This is a genomic window from Fodinicola feengrottensis (assembly GCF_039530045.1).
GTDB lineage: Bacteria > Actinomycetota > Actinomycetes > Mycobacteriales > HKI-0501 > Fodinicola > Fodinicola feengrottensis.
Map to the genome: position 1 here is coordinate 140,726 of NZ_BAAANY010000010.1, position 14,344 is coordinate 155,069.

The 14,344-nt window shown below is 67.1% G+C and carries 19 protein-coding genes; 1 reads left to right on the forward strand and 18 read right to left on the reverse strand.

Annotated elements, in window-relative coordinates; all coding sequences use genetic code 11:
• Nucleotides 1-56: 56 nt before the first annotated feature.
• The 18 genes from ABD301_RS16945 to ABD301_RS17030 form a co-directional block, all read right to left on the reverse strand.
• Complete coding sequence (locus tag ABD301_RS16945) at nt 57-1,316, reverse strand: DUF1266 domain-containing protein (protein ID WP_344311243.1); 1,260 nt, start codon at nt 1,314-1,316, stop codon at nt 57-59.
• A 70-nt stretch (nt 1,317-1,386) separates the two neighbouring features.
• A complete protein-coding gene (locus tag ABD301_RS16950; RefSeq protein ID WP_344311244.1) occupies nt 1,387-1,722 on the reverse strand; it encodes a hypothetical protein in 336 nt (111 codons plus the stop codon).
• 53 nt (nt 1,723-1,775) lie between these two features.
• Entirely contained in the window at nt 1,776-2,105 is a 330-nt protein-coding gene (locus ABD301_RS16955; RefSeq protein ID WP_163510329.1) for a DUF2469 domain-containing protein, read from the reverse strand.
• A complete protein-coding gene (locus ABD301_RS16960; protein ID WP_344311245.1) occupies nt 2,102-2,812 on the reverse strand; it encodes a ribonuclease HII in 711 nt (236 codons plus the stop codon). Before ABD301_RS16960 ends, ABD301_RS16955 begins: the two co-directional genes overlap by 4 nt.
• Nucleotides 2,812-3,270 (reverse strand): NUDIX hydrolase, encoded by a 459-nt coding sequence (locus ABD301_RS16965; protein WP_344311246.1) that lies wholly within the window; start codon nt 3,268-3,270, stop codon nt 2,812-2,814. Before ABD301_RS16965 ends, ABD301_RS16960 begins: the two co-directional genes overlap by 1 nt.
• Nucleotides 3,271-3,283: 13 nt before the next feature.
• Nucleotides 3,284-3,874, reverse strand: a complete 591-nt coding sequence (gene lepB, locus ABD301_RS16970) for a signal peptidase I (RefSeq protein WP_344311247.1) — start codon at nt 3,872-3,874, stop codon at nt 3,284-3,286.
• A gap of 4 nt (nt 3,875-3,878) precedes the next feature.
• On the reverse strand, nt 3,879-4,493 hold the full coding sequence (lepB, locus tag ABD301_RS16975) for a signal peptidase I (protein ID WP_163571774.1): 615 nt from the start codon (nt 4,491-4,493) through the stop codon (nt 3,879-3,881).
• Nucleotides 4,494-4,506: 13 nt separating this feature from the next.
• Nucleotides 4,507-5,124, reverse strand: coding sequence for a signal peptidase I (lepB, locus tag ABD301_RS16980; protein WP_163571775.1), 618 nt, complete (start codon nt 5,122-5,124; stop codon nt 4,507-4,509).
• 25 nt (nt 5,125-5,149) lie between these two features.
• A complete protein-coding gene (lepB, locus tag ABD301_RS16985; RefSeq protein ID WP_344311248.1) occupies nt 5,150-5,767 on the reverse strand; it encodes a signal peptidase I in 618 nt (205 codons plus the stop codon).
• Nucleotides 5,768-5,864: 97 nt separating this feature from the next.
• Complete coding sequence (gene lepB, locus ABD301_RS16990) at nt 5,865-6,638, reverse strand: signal peptidase I (RefSeq protein ID WP_163571776.1); 774 nt, start codon at nt 6,636-6,638, stop codon at nt 5,865-5,867.
• A gap of 28 nt (nt 6,639-6,666) precedes the next feature.
• Entirely contained in the window at nt 6,667-7,023 is a 357-nt protein-coding gene (gene rplS / locus ABD301_RS16995) for a 50S ribosomal protein L19 (protein WP_344311249.1), read from the reverse strand.
• Nucleotides 7,024-7,182: 159 nt separating this feature from the next.
• Nucleotides 7,183-7,944 (reverse strand): tRNA (guanosine(37)-N1)-methyltransferase TrmD, encoded by a 762-nt coding sequence (trmD, locus tag ABD301_RS17000; protein ID WP_344311250.1) that lies wholly within the window; start codon nt 7,942-7,944, stop codon nt 7,183-7,185.
• Nucleotides 7,945-8,087: 143 nt separating this feature from the next.
• Entirely contained in the window at nt 8,088-8,687 is a 600-nt protein-coding gene (locus ABD301_RS17005) for a dihydrofolate reductase family protein (RefSeq protein WP_344311251.1), read from the reverse strand.
• Nucleotides 8,688-8,856: 169 nt separating this feature from the next.
• Nucleotides 8,857-9,366, reverse strand: a complete 510-nt coding sequence (rimM, locus tag ABD301_RS17010) for a ribosome maturation factor RimM (protein WP_344311252.1) — start codon at nt 9,364-9,366, stop codon at nt 8,857-8,859.
• Nucleotides 9,367-9,373: 7 nt separating this feature from the next.
• Nucleotides 9,374-9,610 (reverse strand): RNA-binding protein, encoded by a 237-nt coding sequence (locus ABD301_RS17015; RefSeq protein ID WP_163571778.1) that lies wholly within the window; start codon nt 9,608-9,610, stop codon nt 9,374-9,376.
• Nucleotides 9,611-10,063, reverse strand: coding sequence for a 30S ribosomal protein S16 (rpsP, locus tag ABD301_RS17020; protein ID WP_344311253.1), 453 nt, complete (start codon nt 10,061-10,063; stop codon nt 9,611-9,613). It abuts the gene before it with no gap.
• A 153-nt stretch (nt 10,064-10,216) separates the two neighbouring features.
• Nucleotides 10,217-10,882 (reverse strand): ribonuclease FAU-1 family protein, encoded by a 666-nt coding sequence (locus ABD301_RS17025; protein WP_344311254.1) that lies wholly within the window; start codon nt 10,880-10,882, stop codon nt 10,217-10,219.
• A gap of 106 nt (nt 10,883-10,988) precedes the next feature.
• On the reverse strand, nt 10,989-11,693 hold the full coding sequence (locus ABD301_RS17030; protein WP_344311255.1) for a ParB N-terminal domain-containing protein: 705 nt from the start codon (nt 11,691-11,693) through the stop codon (nt 10,989-10,991).
• A gap of 181 nt (nt 11,694-11,874) precedes the next feature.
• On the opposite strand from ABD301_RS17030, the gene ABD301_RS17035 reads away from it, so the two are divergent.
• Nucleotides 11,875-14,262 carry a GH92 family glycosyl hydrolase gene (locus ABD301_RS17035; protein WP_344311256.1) on the forward strand — a complete coding sequence of 796 codons (2,388 nt, stop codon included), beginning with the start codon at nt 11,875-11,877 and terminating at the stop codon, nt 14,260-14,262.
• The last annotated feature ends 82 nt before the right edge of the window (nt 14,263-14,344 follow it).

Here is a 14,344-nt window from a genome sequence, read left to right on the forward strand (position 1 = left end):
TGGCGGGCGGGGCTGGGGATAACCCGGTAAGGGCCCCAAGATGTGCTACCGAGCGGTCACTGGCCCGGCAGGCCCGCCGCGCGTCGCGCGAAGAAGCCCTCGGCCTGTTCGTCGGTCATCGCGACCCGGCCGGCCGGCTGGGACGCGACCGGCGCACGGCGTACGTCCGCGTGGCTCTGCCATTTGGTCGTCTTCCACGGGCTCGCCGACTCGGTGGCGAGGATGTCGTGGGTGTTCAGCGTGTCCCGGTAGCAGGAACCGAAGGCGCCCTCGTCGAAGCGCAGCACCCGTCCGAGCGCGTAGCCGAGCGAATACTCATGCCAGGAGCCGTAGGTCGCCTGGCTCAGCTCACCGGCCTGGGTGATCAGCCGCTCAGCGGCGGCGCGGTCGCAGTATCGGGCGGCCAACCCCCAGCGGATCACGTTGACGGCCCGCCCGTAGTCATAGCCGGCGACGGTGTCGACCACCTCGTCACCGGTCATCATCTCGGCGTCCCGGAAGGCCGCCTCGTACTCCAGGATCATCCCCATCAGGTCGATGGTCTCCTCCAGCGCGTCCTGCGGGATCTCCTTGCCGCGAGCCCAGGTGAGGAACTCGTTCCGCCAGACCTTGACCGGCAGCGAAGCCGCCGCCGGCCCACCGAGATGCCGCCGCATCGACAGCAGCACCTGGATCGCCGGGTCGCTGTTGTCCGCCTCGAACAGATAGCCGAGCTGCTGGGACCAGGCGTCGGCGCTCTCGATCCCCCAGTCGTCGCGCAGCCGCTGCATGTCCGCGGTGTAGTCGCCGCAGTACGTGTTGATCGTACTGTTCCACACCACACCGTTGGACACGGCCAGGTGCGCGCCGCAGGCCAGCCCATGCGCGAGCGGCCCACGGGTCGGCCCGCGCCCAGTGGTGATCAGCTTGTCGTGCACGAACCGGCCCGGCGGTCGGCCCGGTTCGCTCAGCCAGTCCTGGATCATGTCGTGGCTGAACGCGGCCTCGATCGGGGTGCCGCGGTTGACCACGAACCAGCGCGCGCGGTGGCTGTCGTTGCTGGCCAGGTTCTCCCACTGGGCGCAGAACATCACCCAGTCGTCGTCCAGCTCGTCGAGCTCACCAATCGTGCACACGTCCAGGAACTGCCGGCCCAGCTCCTTACGCAGCGGCAGCGAGTACGCCTCGCCCGTACCGTCGACGAGGGCGTCGCCGTCGCTCTTGGGGACCTTCAGGTAGACCTCGCCGAGCCCGACGATGCGCTGGTACGAGGCGAGGTCGCCGCGGCTCTTCGCGGCGTGGAGCTGCTGCTCCAGATCGGTCGGCGGCTGCCACACCTTGCGAAGGGTCCTCTCAGACGAAGTTCTTCGCCGACCAGCCTAGGTGTACCGCCAACGCACCGATCAGCTACTCGGCATCGTCACTCACCCGATCGACCGCGTCACGCCCAGGACTCTCGGTCCGATAACGACCGGGCGTCGCCGTACGAGAGGTGTCCACGTCCGACCCGCCAGGACCGACATCGGGCGTGTACGTGCCCAGCACCGGCTCCGCGCTCTCGGAGGTCGCCTCGGCCCGATGCACCCCGCCCGGGTCCATATCCGCCGGCCGCTGCTCACCGCGGCCCTGGTCGGCGTGCAGGTCCGGGAAGGCCTCCTGCGGGCTCGTACGCCCCTGTCCGGCGTCGGGTGGCACGGCGGCGCCGTTCTGCTGCGCCGCGCTGTCATATCGCTGGTCAGTCATCGATCCTCCTCCTCATCCCAGGTGGGATACCCCGGATGAGGAGGACGAATCGGTTACTCGCCGAACGGCGCCGACCCGTCGGACGGCAGCGAGATGTCCGGCTTGTCGAGTTCCTCGACGTTGACGTCCTTGAACGTCACCACCCGGACGTTCTTCACGAACCGGGCCGGCCTGTACATGTCCCAGACCCACGCGTCGGACATCTCCAGCTCGAAGTAGACCTCGCCGTCCGCGTTGCGAACCTGCAGGTCAACCGCGTTGGCCAGATAGAACCGCCGCTCGGTCTCCACCACGTACGAGAACTGCCGGACGATGTCCCTGTACTCCCGGTAGAGCTGAAGCTCCATCTCGGTCTCGTACTTCTCAAGATCTTCCGCACTCACTCAGCCAACACCCCCTCCAACTGCACATCATCGCTTACCGCGATCGATACGTGACGCTGTGACCCCTTCAACGTCGAAACGTTGATGAACGACGACCGATGGATCTCACACGCGCCGTGCTCGGCGAGCGCGGCCGTGTGTTCGGCGGTGATGTAGCCCTTGTGCCGAGCGAAATCGTACTGCGGCCAGGCCTCGTGCAGCTCCACCATGAGCCGGTCCCTGGTCACCTTGGCCAACACCGAGGCGGCCGCGATGCACGCGACCACCCGGTCCCCCTTGGGCACTGCCAGCGCCGGAGCGCAGAAACCGTCCACCCGGAAGCCGTCGGTCAGCACGTACTGCGGCTCTGGATCCAGCAGCCCCACAGCGCGGCGCATGCCGTCAATATTGGCAGCGTGCACGCCACGGTGGTCGACATCGGGCGTGTCGACGACCACCACCGCGTACGCCGAAGCGCGTGCGATGACCTCGTCATAGACCCGGTCGCGGCTGGCTGGGGTGAGCAACTTCGAGTCGGCCAACCCGGGCACCTCTCCGCGCCGGCCCGGCGGCAGGGAACAGGCGGCGACCACCAACGGCCCCGCACAGGCCCCGCGACCAGCCTCGTCGGCGCCGGCGATCCGGTCGAACCCACGCCGGCGAAGTGCCTGCTCCATGGCGTACATGCCGGCCTCGCGGCGGATGACGGTCCTGGGTGGAGCCAACATCAGACCGCCTCTCGGATCAGGTCGGGCAACTCGGTGGGAAAGAACAGCTCGTCGGTCGCCGCCAGCTCGTCCGCGCTCCACCAGCGGTAGCCGTGGCACGACCGGCGCTCGACATCCTCCCAGCCACTGCTGTCGACCTCCAGGAAACCGCAGCGCAGAACGAAAAACGTATTGGTCTGGCGATAGAACCTGCCCTCGAACGTGAAGCGCGCCTCGTCGTGGAAAACCGGGCCGGTCAGTTCCTCGGGCGACGCCCGCAGTCCGGTCTCCTCGGCCAGCTCACGGACGGCGGCCCGCAGCGTGTCCTCTCCCCGGCCGATGCCGCCACCAACAGTGATCCAATACGGCGGTTTGTTCGGTTCGCCCGGATCGAAAGCATGCATCATCAACAGCCGCGCGTCCGGATTGATGAGCAGCACTCGGGCACCGGCCCGTTCGATCACGTCGTCAGCGGTCATCCTGCCCCACACCCTACTGCGAGGGTACGTGCGAAAAAACGTCCGGCACCGGCAGACTGGACGCGCGCGACAGCGGCCAGTAGATCCGCCACACCGGACCGATGACGCTGGCGACCGGCACGGTGCCGGAGCTGTCGTCCAGATGAAAGCGCGAGTCGCCCGAGATCGGCCGATGGTCGCCGAGCAGGAAGATCCGGTCTTTGGGAACTCGCACGTCGAACGGGACCATCGACGGCACATCGACGGGATACAGATACAGCTCGGTCAGCGCGTACCCGTTGACGCTCACCTTGCCGGCCGCATCGCAGCACTTCACGTGATCGCCACCGATTCCGATGACCCGCTTGGGAAAGGTCGACTCCTGCGCACTGACTCCCCAACTCGGCGGCGCGGTGAAGATCACGATCTCACCACGCTGTGCGGCTCCGGCTTGCTTGCGGACCAGAATCCGGTCGTTGAGCTGAAGAGTCGGCCCCATCGAGGCGGACAAGACGGTGAAGGCACGGTACGAGGCCAGTCCGCCAACGACCGCGGCCACGACGACGAGCATGACCACACAAGCCACGATCAGAACGCCCAGCGCCCAGCGCCGGGTGGCTGCCATCGCCTTACTTCTTCGGCGCCGGGACCGACGCGAAGGTCGCCGGGACGCCCAGTCCGGTCCACCGGTTGAGGGGCCAGTACGTGGCGAAAGCCTCGCCTTGGACATTGCTGATCGGGACAGTGCCCGAGTCCATCGCCAGGTAGATCCGGGAATCCCCGGAATTGCCGCGATGGTCACCCATAACGAAAATCCGGCCGGCCGGCACGGTGATGTCGAACCGGATGTCCGACGGCCGGTCGCCAGGGCGCACGTACGGCTCGGTCAGCCCATATCCGTTGACGGTGACCTGACCAGCCGCGTTGCAGCACACCACGTGGTCACCGGGCGTACCGATGACCCGCTTGATGAAGATCTTCTCGTCCGGTGGCGCGTTCCAGCCGACCGGTGGCTGGAAGACGATGATCTCGCCACGCTCGGGCGCCCTGAAGTCGTAGACGATCTTGTTGACCAGCACCTGGTCATTCACCAGGAGCGTGTCCTCCATGGACTCGGACGGAATATAGAACGTCTGCACCGCGAACTGACGGACCACCAGGGCCACCACCAGCGCGATGACCACCAGGATCGGCAGTTCCACCCAGAACGGCAGCCGGCGGCGCCGGGTACGTGACTCTGACATCGACTCCCCCTGCTCAGGACCGCGCGGCCGCGGGCACGTTGTCGAAAGTGGCTGGCACGCTCAGCGGGGCCCATCGGGAGATCGGCCAGTAAATCGCGAAGGCTCGGCCCTCGACCGCGCTGATCGGGATGGTGCCGGACGAGTCGCCCAGGTGATAGCGGGAGTCACCGGAGATGTCCCGGTGATCGCCCAGTACGAACAGCCGGCCGGCCGGGACGGTGATCTGGAACCGGATCGTGGAGGGCTGGTTGCCGGGGAACAGGTACGGCTCTTGGAGGGCGTACCCATTCACGGTGACCTTGCCGGCCGCGTCGCAGCACACGACTTTGTCCCCCGGCTCCCCGATCGCCCGCTTGATGAACTCCTTCTCGTCTGGCGGCGCTTTCCAGTTGGCCGGCGGCGCAAAGACGATGATCTCGCCCCGTTCGGGCGCCCGGAAGTCGTAAATCAGCTTGTTGACCAGCACCTTGTCGTCCAGCGCGAGGGTGTTCTGCATCGAGCCGGACGGGATGTAGAACGGCGCCAGCGCGAACTGGCGGACCACCAGCGCGACCACCAGGGCGATGACGACCAAAATCGGCAGCTCGAGCCAGAAGGGCAGCCGCCGACGGCGGGCCTGGGTTGCTTGCATCCGCGAAACCTGTGTCTTTCTCGGCTCAGGACCGCGGTGCCGCGGGCACGCCGTCAAAGATGGCCGGCACGCTCAGTGGCGCCCAGCGGGATATCGGCCAGTAAATCGCGAACGCCCGACCCTCGACGCTCTTGATGGGAATCGTGCCGGACTGGTCGGTCAAGTGGTAGCGGGAGTCACCGGACACCTCGCGGTGGTCGCCGAGCACGAACAGCCGGCCGGCCGGAACCTCGATGCTGAACGGCATGCTCGACGGGACGTTGCCGGCGTACAGGTAGGGCTCGGTCAGCACGTACCCGTTCACGGTCACTTTTCCGGCCGCGTTGCAGCACACGACCTTGTCGCCCGGCGTCCCGATGACCCGCTTGATGAACTCCTGCTCGTTCGGCGGGGCGTCCCAGCTGGGCGGCGGCTGGAAGACGATGATCTCGCCGCGCTCAGGCGCCCGGAAGTCATAGATCAGCTTGTTGACCAGCACCTTGTCGTTGATCTCGAGCGTGTGCTCCATCGACCCGGAGGGGATGTAGAACGTCTGCACGAGGAACGTACGGACCAGCAGCGCCAACACGAGAGCGAAGACGATGAGGATCGGCAGTTCGATCCAGAAGGAGAGACGCTTACGTTTCGGTTGCTCAGCTCGCACCAAGGCAGCCTACGATGCCGGTCGCCGTCGGTGTTGCCCGGTACACGACCAGTTCGTGCCGCATCTGCCGCTTGACCACGACTTTTTTACTTGGGCATTAGGGATCGCGGCGGCCACGGACGCGTCTCGTACGGACCGGTAGGGCCAGCAGCGCTGAGGCGTTCAGGCCGCCGAAGGTGGCGGGGACGTCCAGCGAGCTGGTATGCGAGAACGGCCACACGATCACGAAAGCACGGCCGATGACGTCGTCGATGCTGATCGTGCCGTGCCACGTGTCGGTGATGTGGTAGCGCGAGTCGGCCGAGATGGCCCGATGGTCGCCCAGCACGAACAGCCGGTTGGGTGCCACCTTGACCGGCCCGAAGGGGCGCTGCGAGAGCGGGGTGTTGTCGTAGACGTACGGCTCGTTCAGACCGAGCCCGTTGACCGTCACCCGGCCCTGCCGGTCACAGCAGCGCACAGTGTCCCCTTGGACCCCGATCACCCGCTTGACCAGGTCCTTCTCACCCGGTGGAGTGGCGCCGAAGAGGCTGCCGATCCAGGCCAGCGTGACGGGGCCGAAACCGCTCGGCGGGGTCACGCCCTCGTCGTTCCAGTCGTCGGCCCCACGAAAGACGACCACCTCGCCGCGCTTGGGATCGCGCACGGTGTAGATGATCTTGTTGACCAGGATCTTGTCGCCGATCCGGAGGGTCTCCTCCATCGATCCGGACGGGACCGTGAAGGGCTGCACCAGGAAGGCCTTGACCAGGATGGCGATCGCGACCGCGACACCGGTCAGCAGCAGGGTTTCCTGCCACAGGGCCAGCGGCCGGCGCTCCCGGATGGCCCGGTGACGCCCGCCACGGTGCGCGTGACCGTGGCTGGGCACCGAGGTTCTACGCGACGAAGGACCGCGCTCAGCGCGCGATCGCCTCGCGCTTCTCCTTGATCTTGGCGGCCTTGCCGCGCAGGTCGCGCAGGTAGTAGAGCTTCGCGCGACGCACGTCGCCGCGGGTCACCACCTCGATCTTGTCGATCACCGGGGTGTGCACCGGAAAGGTCCGCTCGACGCCGACGCCGAAGCTGATCTTGCGGACGGTGAAGGTCTCCCGCACGCCCGAACCCTGGCGGCGGATAACCGCGCCCTGGAAGATCTGGATCCTGGAGCGGTTGCCCTCGACGACCCGTACGTGCACCTTGAGGGTGTCACCGGGACGGAAGGCCGGGATGTCGGACCGGAGCGAGGCGGTGTCGACCGCATCCAGGGTGTTCATCGTGAAATCGCTTCCTCGTCGTTCAACTGGCGCGGCACACGCGTGGGGCTGCACCGGACGTTTAAGGGCTAACGGTCTGTAACTCTGCGCATCCGCAAGGGCGGGCGGCAACCTGTCTATGGTGCCACAGCGCGTACGCGGCGGTAAAACCGGTGCCGCTCAGTCTTCCTGGCCAGGCTCGATGCCGGCCTCGGCCAAAACCGTACGGTCTGCTGTGGACAGCGCTTCGGGCGCCAGCGCGGCCAGCAGGTCGGGCCGTCGAGCGGCCGTACGCGCCAACGCCTGGTCTCGCCGCCACCGTGCGATCCGGCCGTGGTCACCGGACAGCAGAATGGGCGGAACGTCCCGATCTCGCCACGAGGCCGGCTTGGTGTAGACCGGATATTCGAGCAGACCGTCCGCGTGCGACTCCTCAACCAGCGACTCCGGGTTGCCCACCACACCGGGCAGCAGTCGGCCGACCGCCTCGACGATGACCAGCACGGCGACCTCGCCGCCGTTGAGCACGTAGTCGCCAAGAGAGATCTCCGTCACTGGCATCCGCGTCGCGGCCTCCTCGACGACCCGCGCGTCGATTCCCTCGTACCGGCCGCAGGCGAACACCAGCCGTTGCTCGGCCGCCAACTCGTGCGCCATCGCCTGGGTGAAGACCTCACCAGCCGGTGTGGGGACGATCAGCCTGGCCTTCTCCCCCGCCGGTACGACGGTGTCCAACGCCTCGCCCCACGGCTCCGGCCGCATCACCATGCCGGCGCCCCCGCCGTACGGCGTGTCGTCCACGGTGCGATGGCGGTCGTGTGTCCAGTCCCTCAGGTCATGGACCGCCACCTCCAGCAGGCCCTTGTCGCGGGCACGGCCGAGCAGCGACTCCCGGAGCGGCGCCAGGTAGTGGGGGAAGATCGTGATCACGTCGATGCGCATGGCAGGAAAGACCGTACCGGCCGGGCTGAAACGGTCGGCACGCCGGACTAGCGTCTTGAGCTGTGCGGAACGAGTGGGCTCTGTTGCCACCGCTGGGCTTGGCGTTGCTCGCCACCGCCACGCCGACATCGAACCTGACTGACCTACTTGAGAGCGTAGGTCAGGTGGGTCACCACGCTCGTCTGGCGGGCCGACACCTGCCGCAGATCCACCCGCCCGGCTCCCGCAAGCAGCCGCTCTCCGCGCCCGAGGAACACCGGCGCCACGTGCAGGCGCAGCTCGTCGATCAGGCCGGCGGCCAGATACTGGTTCACGGTGGCCGCGCCGCCGGCGATCGAGACGGTTCGGTCGCTGGCCGCCGCCCGCGCCTGGTCGAGCGCGTCAATGATGCCGCCGGTCACGAAGTGGAAAGTCGTGCCGCCCTCCATCTCCACGGACTCCCGCTCGCGGTGGCCGAGCACGAAGACCGGCGCGTGGTAGGGCGGTTCCGGGCCCCACCAACCGGTCCAGTCCAGGTCCCAGTCGCCGCGGTCGGGACCGAACATGTTGCGGCCCATGACGTAGGCGCCGGCAACGCAGATGTTTTTGATCTCCTCGGCGTTCTCGTCCGCCGCCTCGAACATCCACCGGGGCAGGATCTTGTGCACCCCGTCACCGAACGGGTCGTCGGCCCGCTGGTTGAGGCCGGCGGCGTACCCATCGACCGACATCATCATGTCGCTGGTCACCAGGCTGTTCGTCATGGTCGTCACTCCTGTTGCCGGGCGGCTCTGGCAGCCGCTTCACCGGGTAGTCGAAGCAACTTCACGGATCTTGACATCGGGAACCGAGATTCAGTGGACCAAATGACGGCCGTCGACGGATGGCCCGCATTTCACGCCGCCCCAGGTTCCGGCCCGGCGTTAGCAGGCGCTAAAGATCGAAGAGGCCTTCGGGGGCGTCGATGGTGATCGTACGAGCGGTGGCGTCGATGGCGGTGACGATGGCCTTCACGAACGGGATCAGGTGTTTGCGCCCGTCGCCGGCGGTCACGATGAGCATGTCGCCGCCGGGGCCGTGGTCAACCGCGGTGAGCGTGCCGATGGAGGCGCCGGCCGGGTCAACGGCGGCGAGGCCGACCAGGTCGTGATCGCGGAACTCGTCCGGATCGTCCAGGTCGGGTAGGTCTTCGGAGTTGACGACCAGGAAGATGCCACGCAGCTCTTCAGCCGCTGATCTGTCCGGCACGTCTTTGAAATGCAGAATCAGCCGGCCGCTGTGCCAGAAGGCGTTGTCGATGGCCAGCGGACCGGCGTCGGCCGGGTCGGTTTCCAGCACCGACCCGGCCATCATCCGTTCGTCCGGCTCGTCCGTACGCACCTCGACCGTCACGTCCCCACGAATGCCGTGAGGACGCCCCAGCCTGGCTACGACGAGCTGCATCGAAGCGTCAGTGCCGGTCGGTGTCGACGACGTCGACGCGTACGCCCCGACCGCCGACACCGGTCATCACCTGGCGCAGCGCCCGGGCGGTGCGGCCGCCGCGGCCGATCACCTTGCCCAGGTCGTCCGGGTGCACCCGCAGCTCAAGAGTCGAGCCGCGGCGTCCGCTGACCTCGCCGACGCTCACCTCGTCCGGGTGGTCGACGATGCCGCGTACCAGGTGCTCGAGCGCTTCCTCGAGCACTTAGGCCTCCGCGGCCGGGGCGGCCGGCTCGGCGGCCTTCTCAGCAGCCTTGTCGTCCTTCTTGGGCGCCCGCTTCTTCGGGGTGGTCGCGCTGCCCTTACCGTCCTCGTTGGCCTTGTCGGACTCGGCGAAAACGGTGCCGATCTCCGGCCGGGCCGCCTTGGGCTCCTTGACCTTGAGCGGCGGCGGGGCATCCTCGCCCTTGAACTTCTGCCAGTCACCGGTGAGCTTGAGCAGCACCTCGACGGCGGCCGTCGGCTGCGCGCCGACACCCAGCCAGTACAGCGCCCGGTCCGAGTTGACCTCGATGAAGGAGGGGTCCTCCTTGGGGTGATACAGGCCGATCGACTCAATCGCCCGGCCATCTCGCTTGGTGCGCGCGTCGGCGACCACAATGCGGTAGTGCGGCGCGCGCATCTTGCCCAGGCGCATCAACTTGATCTTGGTAGCCACGAGTGTGGTGTCTCCTACGACAGTCGTTTTCTGGTGGGTGAGCCCAGCACATGTGGGGAATGGCGCGCGCACCCGATGGACCCGACCGTGACGGTTGAGAGGGTCCGCACAGCCAGGTTCAGCAGTCCATTCTGCCAGACCCGCCAGCAGCGGCTACAGCAGCCCGGCCCCGGTGTATCCGGGCACCGGCTGGTTCCAGTTCGCCGGCAGCTCCGGGACCGGCCAGGACGGGTCCGGGCGAAAGTCCGTCCAAGTGCCGTCGTACGGCCAGACGCCCTTGGTGATGTCCGCGATCGCCTGCTCGGCCTCGCTTCGCGCCCTGGCCGCCCACTCGTCGCGGACCTCGCCGGCGGCATTCGCGGCCTCCGCCTCGTCGACGTCCTTCAGCTGGCACCGGCGGTCGGGGCCAGCGACCACGTCGACCTCCAGATCGTCGGCGTCCAAGCCGCCGGCCCAGCGCACCGCCGGCGTTTCGACGTTCACGTACCAGTTGCGAAAGGTGCCATCGGGCGCGAAGAACCACTGCACCGTGTGCCACCGCCGCGGCCGTACCAACACCAACACGCTCGTGCCCGTCCAAGTGTCGTCGGCCGTGTGCCAGGGCACGCCAAACCGCTCCGCCAGCGGCACGTCCCGTACCGGCCGGCCGTCCAGATGCCGCGGAAACCGCACCGGCGTACCAGCCGCCAGCCACAGCAGCGTGTAGTCGTCGCCGTCCTCCACCACCGTCGACGGCCGGACGCCACGCAGCTCGCCCTGACGGTGATATCGCGTCAGGACAACCTGGCCGCGTGGCCACGGCGCACTCAAGATCGGCATATCCAGCAGTATGCCCACCAACCCTCGCGCCCTCTTCAAGACCGTCGTACCTGCCCAGGATCCTCGAATTCGGGGGCGGCATTTTTGGCCCGTCCTCACCCGGACGTCAGGGGCGGAGGTGGGCGGTGACGGCAGGTGACCAGTCGAGGCTGCCGAGGCGGTCGCGGGTGGCCAGGGCGGTGACGTACGCCTGCACATCCCGCAGCGGCAGCACGGCGCCGTCGGCGCGGAGCCGCTCGATCACCGGCAGCACCTCACGGTCCCACCATTGGCTCGCCATCCGGTCGCGATCGGTCAGCCGCCGGCCGGCCATCGTCGAGCGGTACGCCCAGGCCTCGGCCGCGTCGGCGAGCCGCAACCACTGCGCCGGCTCGTCCAACCACAGGTCGGTGCGTACGTCGTCGGGCAGCGGCACCCGTTCCAGGAACATCCGCTCGGCGGCCTTGGACGGCAGGTGGGCGATCGTCAGGCAGGCCATCGCGTACGCGGTCGTGCAGATCGACTGAACGCGGGCGGCGATCGTCGGGCGGCCAAGCGATCGGGCAACGGACACCCGGTGGTGGCCGTCCCGTACGAAATACATGTCGCCGAGCCGGACCACGTCGACCGGCGGGAAGTCGGCACCGTCACGGACGGCCCGGGCGATTTGCTGCCAGCGATCGGCCAGCGCCGGATTCACCAGCTGGAAACCGCGGTCGAAGTCCGCGCTCCGGCTGACCGTACCAACCACCTGCTCGACCGGGATCTCACACCGGCCAGCGTCCGCAACCCCCTGGCGGCCGAGCGCGTCGAGCGCATCCTCCAGCGTCATGATCGAAGAGTCCTCGCGCAGTGCCATCCGGACTCTCGCCAACACCGCTTTCAGGCGCGCCTCCACAACCGTCAAACACCGACCGAGGCCGGTGTGTTCCCCGACGGTGTCCGCTGCTGGTCAGCGCGCATGGCGGCGAAGCTGATTACGGTACGACATAACCGGATAATGGAGGTTGTCGATGTTGCGCTCCGCGCTCCTGGCCGCTGCCCTGGTCGGATCACTGCTCTCGCCAGCGGCGGCCGTGCCGGCCTCCACCGATCCGCTGGCGGCGGTGAACACTTTCATCGGCACCCAGGACGCCGGCAACACGTTTCCCGGCGCTTCGGCGCCTTTCGGGATGACTCAGGTCAGCCCGATCGGCACGAATTACGCCGGGTACGAATACACCGACACCGCGCTGAAGGGCTTCGGCCATTTCTTCCTGTCCGGCGCCGGCTGCTGGGAACAGGGCGGTCTGGTCGGCACGTTACCGGTGACCGGCGATATCGGCCCTGGTGCGGCGAAATTCGACACCACCCAGCCGTCCAGCTTCGATCACGACAACTACCAATCGCCTTACACTCACGATGGCGAGGTCGGAAAGCCCGGTGACTACCAGGTAAAACTCACCGGCTACGGCGGCATTGACGTGGCGACCACCGCATCCACCCAGGTAGGGCTGGAGCGATACACCTTCGACTCGGCCGCTCCCGCGCACGTGCTGATCAACACCGGTCAGGCAAACGTGAAGGAACCGGTCCGGAGCAGCACCATTCGGATCGTCAACAACCACACCGTGGAAGGCACCGTCACCGCCCAGGCTTTCTGTGGTGGCGGCGACTACACGACGTATTTCACCACCACTTTCGACCGACCCTTCACGTCGTACGGCACGTGGTCGCCGACCGGTGGCACCGCTGGCTCGACCGAGTCGTCCGGCGGCAGCGGATTGCGTGGCGCGTGGTTGTCCTTTGACACCAACGAAAACCGATCGGTGACCGCTCGTACGTCCATCTCGTACGTGGACCCGGCCGGCGCTCGGGCCAACCTGCGTACCAGCGGCTACCAGAGTTTCGACCAGATTCGTACGGCCACCGCGAAAGCGTGGCGGAACGAGCTGCGCAGCATCGACATCTCCGCGCCGAATCCGGCCGACGCCACGGTTTTCTACACTGCGCTCTACCACGTGTTGTTGCAGCCACTGACGGGCACCGACATCGACGGCCGTTATCGGGGACTGGACAAGCAAATCCATCGCGCGATCGGCTGGACGTATTACCAGTATTTCTCGCTGTGGGACACCTATCGCGGCCAAAACCAGCTACTGGCGTTGCTTCGGCCAGACCGCGCCCGGGACATCGCGCGTACGATCCTCGCTATCCACGACCAGGGCGGCTGGCTGCCACGCTGGGTGTACGCCGACTACGAGACGAACACCATGACCGGCGACCCGGTCACGCCGTATTTGGTGGACCTGTGGCGCTTCGGCGCGCTTCATGGCATGGAGAGCAAGGCTTTCGCCGCGTTGAAGCAAAACGCCACCGAGACTCCACCGGCCTCGCTGGCTTTCTCCGGCCGGTCCGGAAACGCCAGTTACCTGTCCCGCGGATTCGTCCAGTACGACGAGAAGTTTCCGCACAAAGGCCAGGACGTGGACCCGCAGCACGGCGCCTCGGCGACTTTCGAATACTCGCTCGCCGACTGTTCACTCTCGATTATGGCCGCTGGGCTGGGAAAGACCGCCGACGCCGCGACGCTTGCCCAGCGCGGCCAGAACTACCAGAAGCTGTGGGACTCCGGTACGACCGACCGCGGCTTCACCGGGTTTCCCCGGCCCCGTACGGCCGATGGCACGTTCTACACGCCGGCCACCGGCCCGTACGACCCGACCAGCCAGTCCGGTTTCCACGAGGGCACCGCGTGGCAATACCAGTGGATGGACCAGCAGGACGTGCCCGGACTGCTGGCTTTGATGGGTGGCAAGGAAAACGCGGCGGCCCGATTGGACACTTTCTTCGACTATCCAGACCTGGTCACCGACCCGTCCGGCACCGCGCACACCAAATGGGTGGTCGGCCCGTACAGCTACTACAACCAGTTCCGCTACAACCCGAACAACGAGCCCGACCTACACACGCCGTGGATGTACGATCTGGTGGGCCAGCCCTGGAAAACCTCGGCCGCCGTACGGGCCGCGCAGACCTTGTTCGTCAACGCTCCCAACGGGGTGACCGGCAACGACGACCTCGGCGAGATGTCCGCCTGGTACGTGCTTTCGGCGCTGGGCATGTATCCAGCCACTCCCGGCACCGGTCAGTTCCTGGTCAACGCGCCGCGTTTCCCTTATGCGGCAGTGCATCTGCGCAACGGCCACACTGTCACGATCAGCGCACCAGGCACCGACCCGACCCAGCTGCAGTACATCAGCGCGGCCAAGGTCAACGGCCACTCGTACCCGAAGACGTACCTGTCCCTGGCCGGCATGCCGTCACTGTCGGTCAGCTACCAGGTCACCTCCGACGCCACCCAGGCGACCTGGGCGACCTCCCCGTCCGCCACTCCCCTCTCCCCCTGCACCTCCCAATAGTTCTTACCCCTTACCGCTTGGTTGGCCGTATCGACGCGAAACGTGCGTCCAGCGCACGCAACGCGTCGATGTGGACAACCAA